This is a genomic window from Phenylobacterium sp. (assembly GCF_030697925.1).
Lineage (GTDB): Bacteria > Pseudomonadota > Alphaproteobacteria > Caulobacterales > Caulobacteraceae > Phenylobacterium.
This window is the reverse complement of the sequence record NZ_JAUYOJ010000183.1, coordinates 16,124-34,716: the sequence shown is the minus strand read 5'-3', so window position 1 is coordinate 34,716 and position 18,593 is coordinate 16,124. Positions and strand designations below refer to the sequence as shown.

Here is an 18,593-nt window from a genome sequence, read left to right as displayed (position 1 = left end):
TCAAGTTCAATTCTTGAAAGGGACTCTAGGAGCCTCATACTTGGGTCATGGCCGGCGCGTTTCAATACAAGCCTAAGTTTGTCGACATCCGGGTGCGTCCGCCGACCCCCGAAGAGGCCGCACAGGCCGATGACGACGTCTATGCGCTGAAGCCCGGGGAGCGGGCTTGTGACCATGCGGGGTGCCGCCTGGCCGCGACGGCGCGCGCGCCGAAATCCCGCGACATGCTCAACGAGCACTACTGGTTCTGCCAGGGCCACGCGGCCGAATATAACCGCCAGTGGAACTTCTTCGCGGGGATGAGCGAGGGCGAGGTGCGCGAGCGCCAGGCCCAGAGCGCGGCCGGCGACCGCCCGACCTGGGAGTTCAAGGCCAGCCGATTCTCCCGGGAGTCGGCGGCGGCCAGCCACAACTTCGGCAAGGGCCAGGGCTATCGCGACCCATTCAACCTGTTCGGCGGTGGTGGACCCAACGCCCGCGTGGCGACACCCGAGGCTCGGCGAATCGGCAAGCTGGAGCGCAACGCGCTCGCCGACCTCGACCTCGAGGACTCCGCCGACGCCCCGACGATCCGCGCCCGCTACATCGAGCTGGTGAAGCGCTGCCACCCGGACAGCAACGGCGGCGACCGCTCTGCCGAACATAAGCTGCAGCGCGTGATCAAGGCCTACCAGGTCCTGCGCAAGGCCAAGATGGCCTAGCAGCCCCTGCGGCGGAAGGATCAGCACCGTCCCATGACCGACGCCGCGCCCGATCCTCTGAAGACACCCAGCCCAGACTGGGCCCAGGGCCTGGCCGCCGCCATGGCCCGCGCCGGGGTCAGCCCCGACGCCATCTCGGCCGGCAGCGTGGTGTTCGCGGTGCTGGGGCTGGTGCTCTTCATCGCCGCCGGCTTCGCCGAGGGCCTGTCGCGCGGGGCGCACCTGATCGGGGCGGGGGTCTGCATCCAGCTTCGGCTGCTCTGCAACCTGCTGGACGGCATGGTGGCCGTCGAACACGGCAAGGGCGGAACGTCGGGCCCGATCTGGAACGAGCTGCCGGACCGCATCGCCGACGCCCTGTTCCTTGTGGGGGCGGGCTACTGCGCCGCGGCCTCCGGCATGGTGTTCGCCGCGCCGCTCGGCTGGGCGGCGGCGGTGCTGGCGGTGCTGAGCGCCTATGTCCGCGAGCTGGGACGGGGCCAGGGCTTCCCGGCCGACTTCTCCGGCCCGATGGCCAAGCCGCACCGGATGGCGGCGCTCACCGCCGCCTGCCTTGTGGCCACCTTCGAGCCCCTGTGGGGCTGGCGCGGCGAGGCGCTAATGGTCGGGCTGTTCGCCATCGTGCTGGGCGCGATCTGGACCGTGGCCCGACGCACGCGCACCCTGGCGGCGCGGCTCGCGAAGGGTTGAACGCCGGAACTCCACGCTGAAGGTGGCGTTGCCTCTCCGGACCCAGGAGACGCCCGTGACCAGGACCCCGGACCCCCGCAAGGGCATGCCCAGCCCGCAGCTGACGCAGGCCGAATTTCGCGACCGCTATCTGAGCGCCTTCACCGATCCGGCCTTCGAACCCCTTGCCGCCGAACTCGAGAAGATCGCCGCCGTGGCCTGGGACGGCTACGCCAACTACCGCAAAGCGCCGCGCACCCGAAAGGCCGGCCCGGGCTACGCCGATCCCGACTACGACCTGTCTGTCGACTGGATCGCGGCCAAGGCGGCGATCGCAGACGCCCAGGCGCGGCACGAGGACCGGAACGGTCCTTGCCGCATCCTGCTGATCAACGCCTCCTCACGCAGCGAACACACCTGTCCGGGCGAGATGTCCAAGTCCTACCGGCTGGCGGAGATCTCGCGGGAGGTGCTGGCGATCGAGGAGGTGACCGTCGAGTTGTTGGATCTCAGCCGGCTGGCCTCGGAGTACGGCCGCCAGATCCACCCTTGCAAGGCCTGCTTCTCCACCTCGCCGGCGCTCTGCCACTGGCCGTGCTCCTGCTACCCGAACCACGCGTTAGGCCAGGTCCATGACTGGATGAACGACATCTACCCACTGTGGGTGGAGGCCCATGGCGTGATGATCATCACCCCGGTCAACTGGTACCAGGTCTCCTCGCCGCTGAAGCTGATGATGGACCGGCTGGTCTGCGCCGACGGCGGCAATCAAGGACGCCAGGAAGGCCAAGGAGATCGAGCTGGCCGGCTGGAACTATCCCAAGCACCTGGCCGGCCGGGTGTTCTCGGTGATCGTCCACGGCGATGTGGAGGGCGCGGAGAACGTGCGCCGCAGCGTCTCGGACTGGCTGAGGTTCATGGACCTGGCGCCGGCCGGGGTAAACGCCGAGCTCGACCGCTATATCGGCTACTGGCAGCCCTACGCGACCAGTCATGAGGCGCTGGACGCCGACCTGGCCATGCAGGAGGAGGTGCGCAACGCCGCCAGGACCCTGCTGGAGGCGGCCAAGGCCAACCATCAGGGCAGGCTGCTGATGGCCGGCAAAGACCTCAACCCGCCGCGGCAGAAATAGGCTTAGACCGGAACGTCGCCCGCCACGGTGGTCCGATGCATCACCCGCAGGTGCCCGTCATAGCCGCCCTCGGCGAAGTGGACGGTGCAGCGGTTGTCCCACATCAGCAGCATGTCCGGCTCCCATTTGTGGTGGTAGACGAACGGCTCCTGGACGATGTGCGCGAACAGGAAGCCGAGGATCGCCTGGCTCTCGGCCACCGCCATGCCCTCGATCCCCACGGTGTAGACCGGACTGACGAACAGCGCCTTGCGGCCCGTGACGGGATGGGTGCGCACCAGGGGATGGGTGAGCGTCTTGTCGGCCTCGGGCGAGACGATGATCTCCATGGTCCGCTTGGCGGTCTCCTTGGCGAAGATCCCCTGGGTCCCGTAGGCGCGGGTCGCCGAATGCACCGCCCGCACCCCCTCCAGCATCTTCTTCATCACCGGCGACAGGGCCTCGTAGGCCCGTGAGCAGTCGGCGAACAGGGTGTCGCCGCCCACCGGCGGGATCACCTGGGAGCGCAGCAGGGTGGCGGCCGGCGGCGTCTTCTGGAAGCTCCAGTCGGAGTGCCAGCCCGCTCCGAAATTGGTCGCCTTCTCGTCGGGCTCGCGGCGCAGCTCCAGGACGTTGGGGTGGCCGGGCATAGGGGCGATGAAGGGATCGACCCCGAAGGGACCGATGGTCTGGGTGAAGGCCTCCAGGGCCTCCAGCGACAGCGGCTGGCCCGGGAAGGCGACCACCGAATGCCGCGCCCAGGCGGCCTTCACGGCGGCGAGCACGGCCGGCGGCAGCGGCCGCGACAGGTCCACGCCCTCGATCCGGGCGCCGAAGCCGGTCTCCTGCGGCGTGACGACGATCTCGGCGACCTGGCCCATGACGTTTCCTCCGGTTCGAAGCTCACCTTAGGCTGGTCGGCTTGGCCCTGCGCGCCGAAGATTTGACATTGCGCGCCACAGGACTTGGCTCTGGCTGGCGCATGGTCTCTAGTCGGCTCATGCGCGGCGCCTCGACGATCATGGCGGGCTGGATGAACGCGGCCCTTGACGGCCTGGTCCGCGAAGGCCTGGACCGCCGCGCCCTGACCCATGGCCTGCGCGGCTTCGAGGCGGGCATCGTCGCCCGCGACTCCCGCGTCGACGTGGCCTCAGCGCGGCGGCTGTGGCGGCGCGCGGCCGTGCTGCACCCCGATCCCCTGCTGGGCTTCAAGGTCGGCGCGGGCCTGCCGGTGCAGGCCACCAACGTGGTGGCGATCATCGGCGCCCACAGCGCCACGGTCGGCGAGGCGCTCACCCGCCTGCTCCGCTACCAGCAGCTGGTCAGCAACAGCGGCGTCTTTCACGCCGTCCAGGAGGCCGAGGGCCTCCGGCTGAACTATGTCCCCGCCGCGAGCCCGGTGGAGGTGCATCGCCTGCAAGTCGAGTCGGTGCTGGGCTCCACCGCCGGCCGTCGCGCCGGACTGAACGGCTCGGGCGTGCGGCCCAGGCGGGTGGTGCTGATGGCGAGCGCCCCGGCGCCGCGAGCGGTCTACGAGGACTTCCTGGGACTTCCGGTGGAGTTCGCCCCCCGCGCCGGCCTGATCTTCGCGCGGGAGGACCTGACCCGGCCGATCCCCGGCGCCGATCCGCGCCTGCTGGAATTGAACATGGCCTATGCTGAGGGCCTGTTGCGCGACCAGGATCGCGACGAGGCCCTTTGCGCCCACGTCCAGGCGGTGATCCGCCGCGCCGGATTCGAGACCGCCACCGCCTCGGTGGCAGCCCACGAGCTGGGCCTGTCGGTCCGCAGCCTGCAACGGCGATTGGCGGAGGCGGGGGTCAGCTTTTCGCAGCTCCGCGACGAGACGCGAATGCGCGAGGCCATGCTGCTGCTCACCCAATCGCGCCTGTCGCTGGCCGAACTGGCCCGCGGCCTGGGCTATTCCCAGGAGAGCGCCTTCTCCCGCGCGGTCAAAGCCTGGTGGGGACTGACCCCACGGAAGCTGCGGCAGGATGCGGAAAGCGCCTGAGCCACACCGAGGGCTGAAGTCGCCCAAAGCCCGTAAACTGCCGTTTGCATTGACCGCGTAACCCTGTAATCGAAGCCCGCCATGACTTCTTTCGCCGATACCCAAGACGACAAGCTGATCGCGCTGGTCCCGGACAGGAAGGTCTCCATTCGCGAGGCCTTCGGCGTGGACAGCGACATGACCGTGCCCGCGTTCTCGACGCGCGACGCCCACGTGCCCGATCTGGACACCGCCTATAAGTTCGATCCGGAGACGACCAAGGCCATCTGCGCCGGGTTCGCCTTCGACCGCCGGGTGATGGTCCAGGGCTATCACGGCACGGGCAAGTCGACCCACATCGAGCAGGTGGCCGCGCGCCTCAACTGGCCGCTGATCCGGGTGAACCTGGACAGCCACGTCTCCCGCATCGACCTGGTCGGCAAGGACGCCATCGTCCTGAAGGACGGCAAGCAGGTCACCGAGTTCCGCGAAGGCATCCTGCCCTGGACCATCCAGCGGCCGGTGGCCCTGGTGTTCGACGAATACGACGCCGGCCGCCCGGACGTGATGTTCGTGATCCAGCGCATCCTGGAGGCCCAGGGCAAGCTGACCCTGTTGGACCAGAACCGCGTGATCCGGCCCAACCCGTTCTTCCGGCTGTTCTCCACGACCAACACCATCGGTCTGGGCGACACCACGGGCCTCTATCACGGCACCCAGCAGATCAACCAAGGTCAGATGGACCGCTGGTCGATCGTCACCACGCTGAACTACCTGGCCCACGACGTGGAAGCCGAGATCGTGCTCGCCAAGTCGCCGCACTACGACAACGCCGAGGGCAAGCGCACGATCGCGGCCATGGTCCGCGTCGCCGACATGACCCGCAACGCCTTCATGAACGGGGACATCTCCACGGTCATGAGCCCGCGGACGGTGATCACCTGGGCCCAGAACGCCGAGATCTTCGGCGGCGACCTGGCGCTGTCGTTCCGGATGACCTTCCTGAACAAATGCGACGAGCTGGAGCGCGGCACCGTCGCCGAGTTCTACCAGCGCGCCTTCGGCCAGGACCTGCCTGAAAGCACGGCCCGGGTTCGGGTGGCTTAGGCCACCATTTCGACGAACCTAGGCGGCCAGGACGGGCAGCGCGCGGATGTCCTGCATCCGCCCGCCGACCGGTTCGGTCTGCAGGCGGCAGATGGCCGGCCCAGTGACGAACGGGATGGAGAAGCCGATGCAGGCGTCCAGCTCGGTCCTGCTGCGGACGTTGGTGACGGCCGCCCAGATCCGCTTCTGCTTGAATAGCGTAAGCCGTTCGGCGAAGCGGCGCAGGGCGACCAGCCTCGTCCTGGTGTCGCCTTCGGGCAGGACCAGGGTGACGCTGGTCACCGCCTCGTGGGGCAGCTTCTCGACCTCGAAGCCGGGGTCGGGGGTGCGCAGGTCGATCTTGATGAAATAGCGCTCCAGCGTGGTGCGAAGCTGGCGAAGTGCGGTGAAGGCCGGGTCGCGCGGCACGTCGTAGACCGCCGCGGCGAGCTGCGGTCGCAGGTCCGACGGCAGCGTCTGGAGCATGGTCTCGTAGTCGGCGCGCGAGCTGGACCGGATGATGTTGGAGTAGCAGATCGGCAGGTAGAGCATGCCGGTGACGCCCGGCGGCTCCAGATAACCCAGGGCCGCCTCGACGCAGTCGCGGTCGAAGGCCTCCGGCTCGCGGGGCATGTGGTCGGCGCCTTCCACCAGGGTCAGGTGGGTCCGGGCGGTTCCCGGGGTCGAGCTCACCACGTCGCCGACGAAGAGGCCGCGCGGCGTGAAATAGATCCCCTGCAAACCCACGAGCTGAGGCAGGGCCTGTTTCAGCAGGGCCGCGGCGTCGGCCATCGGGTCCTGGCCGATCATGACATGCTGCTCGACCCAGCCCGGGCCGCTCGGCCGCGAGACCTTCGACGGCGGCGGGGGAGCCTCCTTGGCGGTGCGCGCCGCGGTCTGTTCGGCGGTCTCGATCCGGCTGAGCCGGCCGCCAGGCGGCAGCAGGCTGGGATCGGTCATCGCGCGGGCGACGGTGGCGGCGTCGAGGGCCGCGAAGGCGGTCACCGCCTCGGGGGGACCCTCGAACAGCAACAGGCCGACCTCGCCATCCTCGGCCTCGCCGAACAGCTTGATCTGCAGCTCGTCCGACAGCCGGGCGAGCTCCTCCACGTTCATCTCGTCGGAACCCGGATCGGTCAGCAGGAAGGAGTAATGGGTGAGCGGCGCGAACTTGCGCGGCCATAGCCAGCGGCTCTCGAGATAGGCCGAAGCGAACTTGGCCACCAGCGGACCCAGCGTCGCCGCGGGGATGCCGGTGCGGTCGGCTTCGACGGCCACTCTGAGACAGGCCACCGCGGTCAAGCTTCTCTCCCAATCAATGCGCAAGGACTCTACGCAACCCTTACGTGAATGTGTAAATGGAGAGTGACGTTCCATCGTGGGTGCGACACTGACGCCACGGGACCCTTCCCTCCCCCATCGCCCCCGCGCTATGACGAAGGGACCATGGCGAAGAATCCGGAAAGCCCTATCGAGCCCTTCAAACGCGCGCTGGCCAACGCCGCGCGCTCGCTCGCCGAGATGCCCGACCTGGAGATCGTCTATTCCGGGGAAGGTCCGCAACTCACCGGCAAGCGCGCGGTCTTGCCGCACCCCCCGCGCGACCTCACGCCGGCCGACGCCTCGCGCATCCGGGGCCTGGCTGACCAGATGGCCCTGCGCATCGCCCACCACGATGTCGCGGCCCACAGCAAGGCGCGGCCGGCCTCGGCCCTGGGCGCGCCGGTCTATGACGCCTTGGAGCAGGCCCGCATCGAAGCGGTCGGCGCCAACGCCCTTGGCGGGGTCAAGGACAACCTGCGCGCGGTGCACGAGCATGCCTGGGCCAAGAAGCCGCTGAACCAGTTGGAGGCCCTGGCCAATCCGCCGATGGCCGACGTGGTCGGCCTGCTGGCCCGCGAGCGGATGACCGGCGAGCCGCCGCCGGCCATGGCCAAGGCCCTGGTCGACCTGTTCCGCGCCGAGGTGGAGAGCAAGGCCGGCCCCGACCTCGACAAGCTGGCCGACGTCTTCCACGACCAGAAGGCCTATGCCCGGATCGCCCGGACCATCCTGCGCGACCTCTCCATGGGCGACGACCTCTCCGACGCCCCCGACCCGTCCGACGAGGACGAGGAGGGCGACGAGGGTGAGAGCGAGGCCAGCGATGACGGCGACGAGGGCGACGGCGAGGGCCAGTCGCCGCAGCAGACCTCCATGGACGACAGCGAAGCGAGCCATCGCGAGAGCGAGGACGCCGACAGCCAGGCCATGCAGGCCGACGACGATTCCGACGCCGAGGACAGCGACGAGCCGCCCGAGATGGGCGACGGCGAGCAGCCGGCCCGTCCCGATCTCAAGGGCGAGGGCAAGCAGGCCACCTACAAGATCTTCACCACCGCCCATGACGAGGTGGTGGCCGCCGAGGAGCTGTGCGACGCCGAGGAGCTGACCCGGCTGCGCGCCTATCTCGACCAGCAGCTGGCCAGCCTTTCCAGCGTGGTCTCGCGCCTGGCCAACAAGCTGCAGCGCAAGCTGATGGCGCAGCAGAACCGCTCCTGGACCTTCGACCTGGAGGAAGGGATCCTGGACGTGGCGCGCCTGACGCGGGTGATCACCGATCCCACCGCCTCGCTGGCCTTCAAGGAAGAGGAAGACACCGAGTTCCGCGACACGGTGGTCACCATCCTGATCGACAATTCCGGCTCCATGCGCGGCCGGCCGATCATGGTGGCGGCGGTCTGCGCCGACATCCTGGCCCGCACCCTGGAGCGCTGCGGCGTGAAGACCGAGATCCTCGGCTTCACCACCCGGGCCTGGAAGGGCGGGACCAGCCGCGAGGACTGGCTGAAGGCCGGCAAGCCCGCCCAGCCCGGCCGGCTGAACGACCTGCGCCACATCATCTACAAGTCCGCCGACGCCCCGTGGCGCCGGGCGCGCCGCAACCTCGGCCTGATGATGCGCGAGGGGCTGCTGAAGGAGAACATCGACGGCGAGGCCCTGATGTGGGCGCACCAGCGGCTGATGGGCCGCTCGGAACAACGCCGCATCCTGATGGTGATCTCCGACGGCGCGCCGGTTGACGACTCGACCCTGTCGGTGAACTCCGGCCACTATCTGGAGCGCCACCTGCGCGAGGTGATTGGCGAGATCGAGGCCAAGAGCCCGGTCCAGCTCATCGCCATCGGCATCGGCCACGACGTGACCCGCTATTATCGCCGCGCCGTGACCATCGTCGACGTGGAGCAGCTGGCCGGGGCCATCGTCGATCAGCTGGCCGAACTGTTCGACGAAGAGGTCCGCCGGGTCACCCGCAAGAACGCCAACCTGCTGCAGCCGCCGCCCAACACCCAGGGGCCGCAGGGGCCTGCCGCCCGGCGCTCGACCTTCAAGGAAGTGCGGAGAGCCGTCGCGTGAGATCCGGGCTGGTCCTGGCCGTGGCGCTCGCGCTTTCGGCCTGCGCCCAGCCCGCGACCCTGCCCGCCTCACCGGTCCCGGCCGGACCTGGGATCACCATCGCCGCGACGGCGGTCGCCCTGAACCCGCAGGATTTGGCCCAGGACCGCATCGGCGCGTTCCGCTACGCCGGCGGCCTGGTGCTGTCCTCGTCCGACACCGCCCGCTTCCATGGCCTGTCCGACCTGGCGGTCGGCGCCGGCGGTACGCTGACCACGGTCAGCGACGAGGGCGACCTGATCAAGGCTCGGCTGGTGCTGGACAAGACCGGCCGGCTGGTCGGCCTGACGGACGGACGCATCGCGGCCCTGACCAATCCCGACGGCAAGCCGTTGCAGGGCAAGCAGGCGGGCGATTCCGAAGGCCTGGCCCTGCTGGCGGGCGGAGACCTGCTGGTCAGCTTCGAGCAGCGCCATCGCATCTGGCTCTATCCGGTCGCCGGCGGCCCGCCGCGGCCGGCTCCTATGCCGCAGGCGGCCTTCCCCGACAACGGCGGGCTGGAAGCCCTGGGCCCGGACCCCGCCTCGGGCGCCGACGCCTATGTCGCCGGGGCCGAGGAGAGCGGCCAGACCTGGGCCTGCCGGGTCTCGACCAGCTGCGCGCCGGGTCCGGTCATCGCCAAGCCGCCGGAGTTCGGCCTGGTGGCGGTCGCCCGCCTGCCGCAGGGCCGCACCGCCTGGCTGCTCCGCGCCTGGGACGCCGCCCGCGGCAGCCGGATCAGCCTGGTCGTGCGAGACGACCGGGCCGAGGTCGCCCGCCTGGACCTGGCCCGGCCGCTCACGGTCGACAATTTCGAGGCTCTGGCGGCGGTTCCGGCCAAGGACGGAACCATCCGATTCTACCTGCTGTCGGACGACAATTTTCAGAACGCCCAGCGAACCCTGCTGCTGGCGTTCGACTGGAAGCCGTAAGGCCGCCTATTCGGGGACCCAGACGAAGCCGTCGTCCTCGGCGCGGACCCGTCCCACGCCTGGGAACGGGAAGTGCGGCGCATAGAGGCGCAGGTTCTGTTCGGCGGCGCGCTTGAAGAGGGCGCGTCGGCTGGCCTGGGCGGTGGGCGCGTCGCCGTCATAGTCGATGGTCCAGTCGGGCTTGCGCACCGAAACGACGAAATGGTGGGCGGCGTCGCCGATATAGAGCAGCCGTTCGTCGCCCGAGGCGATCTCGTAGGCGCTGTGCCCCGGCGTGTGGCCCTTCACGGCGACGGCGGTCACCAGGCCCGGCAGGATGACAGCGCCGGGCTGAAAGGCCGCGATCTTCGGGGCGATGGCGGCGACGGTGGGCGCGAGGCTGGCGTCGGCCTGCATCGCCTGCCACTCGGGGGCGGAGATATGGATCGCGGCGTTGGGGAAGGCCAGCAGGCCGCTTCCCAGCACCAGGCCGCCGATGTGGTCGCCGTGGCTGTGCGAGATGAAGATGTCGGTGACCTGGGCGGGTTCGACCCCAGCGGCGCGGAGCGGCGCGGCGAGCTTGCCGGCTTGCGGAGCCCACGAGACCCCGGCCGCGCCAGCGTCGAACAGCAGGATCTTGCCCTCGCCGCGCACCAGCAGCGGCTGGATGCTGAGGTTGAGGATATCCGTCGGCTGTCCGGCGGCCTTGAGCAGGTTGGTGACGTCGCTGATGGGACGCCCGACCCCGAAGGTCTTGCCGTCATTGGGGACCAGGAGATCGCCATCCTTCAGCGCCGTCGCGTCGAGCGCGCCGATCTTGAAGTTGAAGACATCGGCGGACGGAGAGGCCGCCGGCGGGGCGGCCGGGGCGGCGGGCTCGCTCTTCGGCGAACATCCGGCCAGGGCGATGAGGGCGGCCAGGGCCGCGACGGTCTTGCTTGGGATCATGGCGACGCCTCTCCAGGTCTGCTCGACGCAGACATAGGCTCAAGCACTCCACGCGCCAGGGCGCCCGTCAAAACAAAAAGGCCGCCCCGAGGGACGGCCTTTTCGAAATCCGACGAGATTGAGCTCAGGCGGCGGCGGTTTGCGCCGCGAGCTTGGCCTTCACCTGCTTCTTGATCTTCAGCGCGCGCGGCGAGAGGTTCTCGTCGCGAGCCTTGATCAGGAACACGTCCAGGCCGCCCCGGAAGTCCAGGGTGCGCAGGGCCGCGTTGGTGATGCGCAGGCGGAAGGTCTGACCCAGCGCGTCCGACTGCAGCGTCGCGGGCGCCAGCGCAGGCAGGAACCGGCGCTTGGTCTTGATATTCGAGTGGCTCACATTGTGGCCGACCATGGGGCCGATACCGGTGAGTTCGCAACGACGCGACATGGCTTCTGACCTACGCGAGAAATAAGGATGCGGCGGGCGGACCCGCGCGAGAGCCGGCGATATAGGCGAAGGCTGCGTCCGGCGTCAAGGCGGACCGGCCACGGAAGCGGTCATCTTGGGCCCAGAAGGCCAAAAAACCGCAAGCTGGACTGGAACGCGTTTGTGCCTCGGGGCCTTTGAGATACAATAGCTTGTAGGGAACAAAGGCTGAATCGAGCGGAGTCGCTGATTCGGTCACGGTTCGTTTCGGCCGTGTTCCGCAGGTTCCCCTGTTCGCGTTAACCGCGACTCTCCAAGCCGCCGCGGAAGCGGGGAGGCCCACACCTCGGGCCTCCCGCCTTGCTAGCTCAGCACCACCAGAACCACGCGACGATTGGCCGAACGGCCGGCGCGATCGTTGTTGGGGGCCACCGGAACTTCCTCGCCGTATGAGATGGAGGACATCCGGTTCAGGGCGACGCCCTGCTTGTTCAAGGCGCGGCGCACGGCCTCGGCCCGGTCGGCGCCGAGCTGCTCGTTATAGGCGTTCGTGCCGGTGGCGTCGGTGTGGCCCTGAACCTCGACATAGACATTGCGGTTTTCGGCCTTCAGGCGCTCGGCCAGGGCGGCGATCCGGGCTTCGGCTTCGGGCGACAGGGTCGCCTTGTCGAGGGGGAACTTCACCGCGTCGTCCGACAGGACCACGGTGTACATGAACTTGCCTTCGGCCAGTTTGCCGGCGGCGACCGCGCGTTCCAGCGCTTCACGGGAGGTCCGGTCCAGCTCGCCGATGCGGGTTTCGTGAACCGCGACCTTGGTGTCGACAACGCCGACCTGCTCATTGACGTACTTCTTGGTGGCGCAGCCGCCGAGGCTCAGCGCGCCCAACAGCAACGCGCCCATCACCACCACGTTCGTCTTCCTGGTCTTCATCTTTTTCTCCCTCAAGGGTCTCGGCACGCCAATCCGGCCTTCGGATCTCTCCGGCGTCGGTGCGTGCTGACGCCTTAAAACGGCCGTTTGGTGACATGGTTGCGGCGGGGTCTGGGCTCAGCTTGACCGTAGTTAACGGCGGCCAGCCCTCCAGCAACCCCTTGCGCAGGAGTCGGTTCGGGCATATTAATAACTGACCGGTCAGTTATTAGGAACCACGACATGCTCCCGGCGGGCGGACCAAAATTCAAGCGGCGCAAGGCGGAGCGGCCCGACGAGATCGTCACCGCCGCCTTCGAGATCTTCTCGGAAAAGGGGTTCGCCGCGGCGCGCCTGGACGATATCGCCGCCCGCGCGGGGGTCTCGAAAGGGGCGATCTATCTCTACTTCGCCACCAAGGAAGACATTTTCCGCGCGGTGGTCGAAATGGGCGTGGCGCCCAACCTGGGTCTGATCCAGGCCAATATCGCAGCACATCCGGACTCATTTCCCGACCTCATTCGCGGGGCGATCGGCGTGCTCGGCCAGATGCTCGCCACCACCCCCATCGGCGGCATCGTCAAGATGGTGGTCGGCGAGTCGCGCAACTTCCCGGAACTGGCGCGGGCCTGGCACGACACCCTGGTCCGCCCGGCGCTCGGCGCCATGACCCAGGCGATCACCGCCGCCCAGGCGCGCGGCGAACTGCGGCCGGGCGATCCGCGCCACTACGCCCTTTCTCTAATCTCCCCCATGCTGGTGGGCGTCATCTGGCGCGAGACCTTCGAGCCGGTCGGCGCCGAGCCCTTCGACATTCCGGCGCTCGCCAGGCAGCACGCCGAACTGTGGCTGCACGGCATGCTCGTCCAGCCGGAGGCCCAAGCATGAACCCGCAACGCCTGCTGGTCGGAGGCCTGCTCTTAACCGCCGCGACCATCGTCGCCGTGATCTGGGTCGCGCCCCGGCTCTCCCAGCCCAAGACCCTCACCGGTTATGTCGAGGGTGAGCCGCTCTATCTGGCCGCCCCGGTGGCCGGCAGCGTCGACCAGGTGTTCGTCCAGCGCGGCGACCGGGTCGCCGCCGGCCAGCGCCTGTTCGTGGTCGACCCGGCCCAGCTCAAGGCCCAGCGCGACCAGGCTCGGGCCGAGGTCGAGACCGCCCAGGCTCAGGCCCAGGACGCCCGCAAGGGCCAGCGGGCGGTGGAACTCGCGGTGTTCGACGCCAATATCGCCGCGGCCGACGCCCGTCTGCGCGACGCCGCCGCCGACCTGCGCCGGATTCGACCCCTGGTGCGGCAGGGCATCTACGCCCCGGCTCGGCTGGACGATTCCCAGGCGGCCTATGAGGCGGCGGCCGCCCAGCTCGCCGCCGCGCGCCGCCAGCGGCAGGCCGCCGCCCTGGGCGCCCGGGAGGACCAGATCCGCGCCGCCGACTCGCGGGTCGAACAGGCCGGCGCGGTCCTGGGCGCCGCCGACGCGCGGCTGACCGACATCGCCCCCCTGGCCCCCGGCGCGGCCCGGGTCGAGGAGGTGTTCTTCCAGCAGGGTGAATGGGCGCCCGCCAACCAGCCCATTGTCGCCCTGCTGCCCGACGACCGGATCAAGCTGCGGTTCTTCGTCCCCGAGCGCGAGATCGCCGCCTATCGGCCCGGCGGCGTGGTCGCTTTCACCTGCGACGGCTGCCAGGCCGGACTGACGGCGAAGATCACCTTCATCAGCCCGCGGCCCGAGTTCACCCCGCCGATCATCTACAGCCGCGACGCCCGCGACCGGCTGGTCTACCTGGTGGAGGCCAGGCCCTCGGCGCGGCTCAATCCCGGCCAGCCCGTGGACGTCGAACCAATAGGCGCCGGCAAATGACCCTCGCCATCGACGTCCGCGGCCTGAACAAGAGCTTCGGCGACAAGCACGTGGTGCAGGACGTCTCCCTGCAGGTGGAGGAAGGCCGGATCTGCGGCTTCCTCGGCCCCAACGGCTCGGGCAAGACCACCACCCTGCGGATGCTCTGCGGCCTGCTGACCCCCGACAGCGGCGAGGGCACGGCGCTCGGCCTCGACATCATCACCCAGGCCAACCTGATCAAGCGCCGGGCCGGCTACATGACCCAGAAGTTCTCGCTCTACGAGGACCTGAGCCTGGAGGAGAACCTGCAGTTCTCCGCTCGCGTCCACGGCCTCGACCACCGCAAGGACCGCGTCGATGCCGCCCTGGAGCGCCTGGGCCTGATCGAGCGGCGCAGCCAGCTCGCGGGCTCCCTCTCCGGCGGCTGGAAACAGCGGCTGGCGCTCGCCACCGCCACCCTGCACGAGCCCAAGCTCCTGCTGCTGGACGAGCCCACCGCCGGGGTGGACCCTAAGGCGCGGCGCACCTTCTGGGACGAGATCCACGCCCTCTCGGCCGAGGGCCTGACCGTGCTGGTCTCCACCCACTACATGGACGAGGCCGAGCGCTGTCATGAGATCGCCTACATCGCCTACGGCAAGCTGATCGCCCGCGGCACGGCCGACCAGGTCATCGCCGACACCCAGCTCGTCACCTTCAACGGCGAGGGGCCCGGCATCGACCGGCTCGCCGCCGAGATCGCCAAGCGCGACGGCGTCGAGATGGCCGCACCCTTCGGCCAGTCCCTGCACGTCTCGGGCACGGAGCGCGCGGCCCTGGAGGCCGCCATCGCCCCCTATCGCCGCGAGCCGTTCCGCTGGACGCAGGTCGAGCCCAGCCTGGAGGACGTCTTCATCCGGTTGATGGACCAGTCGGAGGACAATTTCCGATGAACGGCTTCTCCCCCACCCGGGTCTTCGCGGTGATGGTCAAGGAGTTCAAGCAGCTCACCCGCGACCGGGTCACCTACGCCATGATGCTGGGGCTGCCGGTGGTCCAGTTGCTGCTGTTCGGATACGCGATCAACTCCGAGCCGCGCCATCTGCCCACCGCCCTGCTGGTGCAGGAAGACAGCGTCTTCGCCCGCTCGATCACCTCGGCCCTGCACAACAGCGCCTATTTCGACCTGGTCGCCCATGCCCGCTCGCCCGCCGAGCTGGACGAAATGGTCCGGCGCGGCGACGTGCAGTTCGCCATCACCGTCCCCGGCGACTTCACCCGGCGCGTGGCGCGGGGCGACAAGGCCCAGATCCTGATCGAGGTGGACGCCGCAGACCCCTCGGCCACCGGCGCCGCCGTGGCGGCCCTGGCCGCCTTGCCCAACCAAGCCTTGGTCAACGACCTGAAAGGCGCGCTCAGGAACCGCGCCGGGAACCCGGCTCCCTTCGAGGTCGTCGTCCACCGCCGCTATAACCCCGAGGCCATCACCTCCTACAACATCGTCCCGGGCCTACTGGGGGTCATTCTCTCCATGACCTTGGTGATGATGACCGCGCTCTCGGTCACCCGCGAGGCCGAGCGGGGCACGATGGAGAGCCTGCTGGCCACACCCGTGGAACCCCTCGAGGTCATGGTCGGAAAGCTCGCCCCCTATGTGGTGGTGGGCGTCGTCCAGACCCTGATCATCCTACTGCTGGCCCGTTTCCTGTTCGACGTGCCCATGCTGGGCGGCTGGGTCGGGCTGACCCTGGGGATCAGCCTGTTCATCGTCGGCTCCCTGGCCCTGGGCTTCCTCATGTCGACCCTGGCGCGCTCGCAGCTCCAGGCCATGCAGATGAGCGTCTTCTATATCCTGCCCTCGATCCTGCTGTCGGGCTTCATGTTCCCCTTCCGCGGCATGCCCGCCTGGGCCCAGGCGATCGGCGAAGTGGTGCCGGTCACCCACTTCCTGCGCGTGGTGCGCGGCGCCCTGCTGAAGGGCCAGGGGGTCGAGGACATGTGGCGCGAACTGCTGGCCCTGGTCGCCTTCGTCTGCGTGGTCACGGCGCTCGCCATGGCGCGGTATCGGCGAACGCTGGACTAGATGGCCATTGCCAAAGTACCAGATTTTGGTACAAGTCACCGCATGGGAAAGAACACGTCTTTCAGCCTTGGCGATCACTTCAGCGCCTTCATCGAGTCCGAGGTGGCCAACGGGCGCTATGGATCGGCGAGCGAGGTCGTGCGCGCCAGCCTGCGGCTGCTTGAAGAGCGCGAGACCCATCTAGGCGCCCTTCGCGCGGCATTGATGGAAGGCGAGGAAAGCGGCCCGTCCGCGCCGTTCGATTTCGACGCGTTCATCGCGGACAAACGGGGCGACGAGACGAAAGGCGGATGACCGCCTACGTCCTTTCACCACGCGCCCGGACCGACATCGAGGGCATCTGGACCTATAGCCGGAGCCAGTGGGGACTAGACCAAGCGGAAGCCTATCTTCGCAACCTGCAGCAGGTGATCGAGACAATCGCGACCGACCCGAGGCGAGGCCGGCCGTGCGATCATATCCGACCGGGGTATTTCAAGCTCAACTGCGGATCCCACGTCCTGTTCTATCGGGTGGCCCACGGCAGCGTCGACGTCGTCCGCGTCCTGCATCAGCAGATGGATTTCGATCGTCACCTCTGACGCAGCGGTCGCATTACGGCGAATTAACCCGCCGCCGCGTTGCCCCGTGGGCAGCCTCCACCATAGCTTGCGCCCCAAACTCCTTTGGGAACCCTTCTCCTATGCACAGCCGTCGTGAACTGCTTTCGGGCGCCGCCGCCCTCGGCCTGGCCGCCGCCGCGCCGAAGCTCGCCCTCGCCGCCGCCCCGACGGGCGAGGCCGCCAAGATGTACGCCTTCTTCGACAAGGCCATGGCCGAGACCTTCCGCCGCCAGCCGGAGGTGCCGACCTATCTGGGCATCGACAAGGGCGTCCTGGCCTGGACCAAGTCGGAACTGTCGGACTTCTCCCTGACGGCGCTGGCCGAGAACAAGGCCAATAATACTCGCCAGCTCAAGGAGCTGCGCGCCATCGACCGCAGCCAGCTCACCGGCATGGACGCGGTCAATTACGACACCGTCGAGTTCACCTTCGCGACCGCGGAGGAAGGCAACCGCCAGTTCAACTATGGCGGCCAGGGCGCCGGCGCGCCCTATGTGCTGTCCCAGCTCACCGGCTCCTACCAGCAGATGCCGGACTTCCTGGACAACCAGCACGTCATCGAGACCAAGTCCGACGCCGACGCCTACATGTCGCGGATGGAGGCCTTCGGCCGGCTGTTGGACCAGGAGGCCGAGGTGGCGCGCCACGACGCCGGCCTGGGCGTGTTCGCCCCGGACTTCGCGCTCGACAAGGCCCTGACCCAGCTCGAGGCCTTCCTGGCCAGCGCCCCGGCCGAGGCGCCGGTGGTCAAGAGCCTGGTGCGCCGGACGGGCGAGAAGAAGATCGAGGGCGACTGGGCCGCCCAGGCCGAGGGCCTCTACGCCGAGAAGGTCCGCCCGGCCTTGGCCCGCCAGGCCGAGCTGCTGAAAGAGCTGCGCGCCAAGGCGATGCATGACGCCGGCTGCTGGCGCCTGCCGGACGGCGAGGCGTTCTACGCCGTCTCGCTCAAGCAATACACGACCTCCAACATCACCCCGGACGAGGTGCACAGGACCGGGCTTGAACTGGTCAAGAGCCTCAGCGCCGAGGCCGACGCCCTGATGAAGAAGGCCGGCTATTCGAAGGGAACCGTCGGCGAGCGCTACCGGGTCATGGGGACCGATCCCAAGCAGCTCTATCCCAACAGCGACGCCGGAAAGGCCGAGCTGCTGGCCAAGCTCAACGAGCAGATGGCGATCGTCACCAAGAAGCTCCCCGCCTGGTTCGGCCAGCTTCCCAAGGCGCCCCTGGAAATCCGTCGCGTGCCGACCGCGATCGAGGCCGGCGCGCCCGGCGGCTACTACAATTCCCCGTCCCTGGATGGCTCGCGCCCCGGCATCTACTGGATCAACCTGCGCGACACCGCCGAGGTCCCGGCCTGGACCCTGCCCACCCTGACCTATCACGAGGGCAGCCCGGGCCACCATTTGCAGCTCGCCCTCAACAACGAGGCCGGCGACCTGCCGCTGATCCGCAAGGTGATCGGCTTCTCGGGCTATAGCGAGGGCTGGGCGCTCTATGCCGAGCAACTGGCCGTCGAGATGGGCATGTACGACAACGACGTGTTGGGCCACATCGGCATGCTGCACGACGCCATCTTCCGGGCCGTGCGCCTGGTGGTCGACTCGGGCATGCACTCCAAGCGCTGGAGCCGCGAGCAGGCGCTGAAATTCTACCAAGACAGCATCGGCGACCACGAGGCCGCCGCGATCACGGAGATCGAGCGCTACGCCGTCTGGCCGGGCCAGGCCTCCAGCTACATGGTCGGCAAGCTGACCTGGCTGAAGGCCCGCGAGCGCGCCAAGAAGGCGCTCGGCCGCAAGTTCGACATCCGCAAGTTCCACGACGCGGGCCTGCTGGCCGGCGGCACGCCGCTGACCGTTCTGGACCGGGTGATCGACAACTACGTGGCGGCGACCAAGAAGGGCTGACGCCCTCGCCCGCCGCATGTTTCGCCTGAGGC

The 18,593-nt window shown here is 68.7% G+C and carries 20 protein-coding genes; 15 read left to right on the top strand and 5 right to left on the bottom strand.

Annotated elements, in window-relative coordinates; genetic code table 11:
- The first annotated feature begins 47 nt into the window (after window positions 1–47).
- The 4 genes from Q8Q88_RS17660 to Q8Q88_RS17645 are packed head-to-tail and all read left to right on the top strand — an operon-like array spanning window position 48 to window position 2,503.
- A complete protein-coding gene (locus Q8Q88_RS17660) occupies window positions 48–701 on the top strand; it encodes a J domain-containing protein (RefSeq protein WP_305676494.1) in 654 nt (217 codons plus the stop codon).
- A 33-nt stretch (window positions 702–734) separates the two neighbouring features.
- Entirely contained in the window at window positions 735–1,391 is a 657-nt protein-coding gene (locus tag Q8Q88_RS17655; protein ID WP_305676493.1) for a CDP-alcohol phosphatidyltransferase family protein, read from the top strand.
- Between the two features lie 55 nt (window positions 1,392–1,446).
- Window positions 1,447–2,367: a flavodoxin family protein gene (locus Q8Q88_RS17650; RefSeq protein ID WP_305676492.1), complete on the top strand. Its 921-nt coding sequence runs from the start codon at window positions 1,447–1,449 to the stop codon at window positions 2,365–2,367.
- Window positions 2,288–2,503, top strand: coding sequence for a hypothetical protein (locus Q8Q88_RS17645; protein ID WP_305676491.1), 216 nt, complete (start codon window positions 2,288–2,290; stop codon window positions 2,501–2,503). The genes Q8Q88_RS17650 and Q8Q88_RS17645 overlap by 80 nt, the downstream gene beginning before the upstream one ends.
- A gap of 2 nt (window positions 2,504–2,505) precedes the next feature.
- Here the strand turns inward: Q8Q88_RS17645 and Q8Q88_RS17640 are convergent, their stop codons facing one another.
- Entirely contained in the window at window positions 2,506–3,363 is an 858-nt protein-coding gene (locus tag Q8Q88_RS17640; RefSeq protein WP_305676490.1) for a TauD/TfdA family dioxygenase, read from the bottom strand.
- A gap of 152 nt (window positions 3,364–3,515) precedes the next feature.
- On the opposite strand from Q8Q88_RS17640, the gene Q8Q88_RS17635 reads away from it, so the two are divergent.
- Window positions 3,516–4,493 carry an AraC family transcriptional regulator gene (locus Q8Q88_RS17635; protein ID WP_305676489.1) on the top strand — a complete coding sequence of 326 codons (978 nt, stop codon included), beginning with the start codon at window positions 3,516–3,518 and terminating at the stop codon, window positions 4,491–4,493.
- Window positions 4,494–4,574: 81 nt separating this feature from the next.
- Window positions 4,575–5,579, top strand: a complete 1,005-nt coding sequence (gene cobS, locus Q8Q88_RS17630) for a cobaltochelatase subunit CobS (protein ID WP_305676488.1) — start codon at window positions 4,575–4,577, stop codon at window positions 5,577–5,579.
- A gap of 18 nt (window positions 5,580–5,597) precedes the next feature.
- Here the strand turns inward: cobS and Q8Q88_RS17625 are convergent, their stop codons facing one another.
- On the bottom strand, window positions 5,598–6,860 hold the full coding sequence (locus Q8Q88_RS17625) for a hypothetical protein (protein ID WP_305676487.1): 1,263 nt from the start codon (window positions 6,858–6,860) through the stop codon (window positions 5,598–5,600).
- Between the two features lie 144 nt (window positions 6,861–7,004).
- Here Q8Q88_RS17625 and cobT point away from each other — a divergent pair, with 144 nt between their 5' ends.
- Window positions 7,005–8,954, top strand: a complete 1,950-nt coding sequence (gene cobT / locus Q8Q88_RS17620; protein ID WP_305676486.1) for a cobaltochelatase subunit CobT — start codon at window positions 7,005–7,007, stop codon at window positions 8,952–8,954.
- Entirely contained in the window at window positions 8,951–9,904 is a 954-nt protein-coding gene (locus Q8Q88_RS17615) for an esterase-like activity of phytase family protein (RefSeq protein ID WP_305676485.1), read from the top strand. Before cobT ends, Q8Q88_RS17615 begins: the two co-directional genes overlap by 4 nt.
- Window positions 9,905–9,910: 6 nt before the next feature.
- Here the strand turns inward: Q8Q88_RS17615 and Q8Q88_RS17610 are convergent, their stop codons facing one another.
- From Q8Q88_RS17610 to Q8Q88_RS17600, 3 genes are all read right to left on the bottom strand, one after another.
- Window positions 9,911–10,831, bottom strand: coding sequence for an MBL fold metallo-hydrolase (locus tag Q8Q88_RS17610; protein ID WP_305676484.1), 921 nt, complete (start codon window positions 10,829–10,831; stop codon window positions 9,911–9,913).
- 124 nt (window positions 10,832–10,955) lie between these two features.
- On the bottom strand, window positions 10,956–11,255 hold the full coding sequence (gene rpmB / locus Q8Q88_RS17605; protein WP_305676483.1) for a 50S ribosomal protein L28: 300 nt from the start codon (window positions 11,253–11,255) through the stop codon (window positions 10,956–10,958).
- A 342-nt stretch (window positions 11,256–11,597) separates the two neighbouring features.
- On the bottom strand, window positions 11,598–12,167 hold the full coding sequence (locus tag Q8Q88_RS17600) for an OmpA family protein (RefSeq protein ID WP_305676482.1): 570 nt from the start codon (window positions 12,165–12,167) through the stop codon (window positions 11,598–11,600).
- Between the two features lie 222 nt (window positions 12,168–12,389).
- On the opposite strand from Q8Q88_RS17600, the gene Q8Q88_RS17595 reads away from it, so the two are divergent.
- The 7 genes from Q8Q88_RS17595 to Q8Q88_RS17565 all read left to right on the top strand — a co-directional run bounded on the left by Q8Q88_RS17595 (window position 12,390) and on the right by Q8Q88_RS17565 (window position 18,561).
- A complete protein-coding gene (locus tag Q8Q88_RS17595) occupies window positions 12,390–13,034 on the top strand; it encodes a TetR/AcrR family transcriptional regulator (protein WP_305676481.1) in 645 nt (214 codons plus the stop codon).
- Window positions 13,031–14,005, top strand: coding sequence for an HlyD family secretion protein (locus Q8Q88_RS17590; RefSeq protein ID WP_305676480.1), 975 nt, complete (start codon window positions 13,031–13,033; stop codon window positions 14,003–14,005). The genes Q8Q88_RS17595 and Q8Q88_RS17590 overlap by 4 nt, the downstream gene beginning before the upstream one ends.
- Window positions 14,002–14,919, top strand: a complete 918-nt coding sequence (locus Q8Q88_RS17585; RefSeq protein ID WP_305676479.1) for an ABC transporter ATP-binding protein — start codon at window positions 14,002–14,004, stop codon at window positions 14,917–14,919. The genes Q8Q88_RS17590 and Q8Q88_RS17585 overlap by 4 nt, the downstream gene beginning before the upstream one ends.
- Window positions 14,916–16,049: an ABC transporter permease gene (locus Q8Q88_RS17580; protein ID WP_305676478.1), complete on the top strand. Its 1,134-nt coding sequence runs from the start codon at window positions 14,916–14,918 to the stop codon at window positions 16,047–16,049. The genes Q8Q88_RS17585 and Q8Q88_RS17580 overlap by 4 nt, the downstream gene beginning before the upstream one ends.
- Window positions 16,050–16,091: 42 nt before the next feature.
- Window positions 16,092–16,343, top strand: coding sequence for a type II toxin-antitoxin system ParD family antitoxin (locus Q8Q88_RS17575; protein ID WP_305676495.1), 252 nt, complete (start codon window positions 16,092–16,094; stop codon window positions 16,341–16,343).
- The gene (locus tag Q8Q88_RS17570; protein ID WP_305676477.1) at window positions 16,340–16,630 is read left to right on the top strand and encodes a type II toxin-antitoxin system RelE/ParE family toxin; all 291 of its coding nucleotides are present in this window, start codon (window positions 16,340–16,342) and stop codon (window positions 16,628–16,630) included. Before Q8Q88_RS17575 ends, Q8Q88_RS17570 begins: the two co-directional genes overlap by 4 nt.
- 101 nt (window positions 16,631–16,731) lie before the next feature.
- Window positions 16,732–18,561, top strand: a complete 1,830-nt coding sequence (locus Q8Q88_RS17565) for a DUF885 family protein (RefSeq protein ID WP_305676476.1) — start codon at window positions 16,732–16,734, stop codon at window positions 18,559–18,561.
- Window positions 18,562–18,593: the final 32 nt, after the last annotated feature.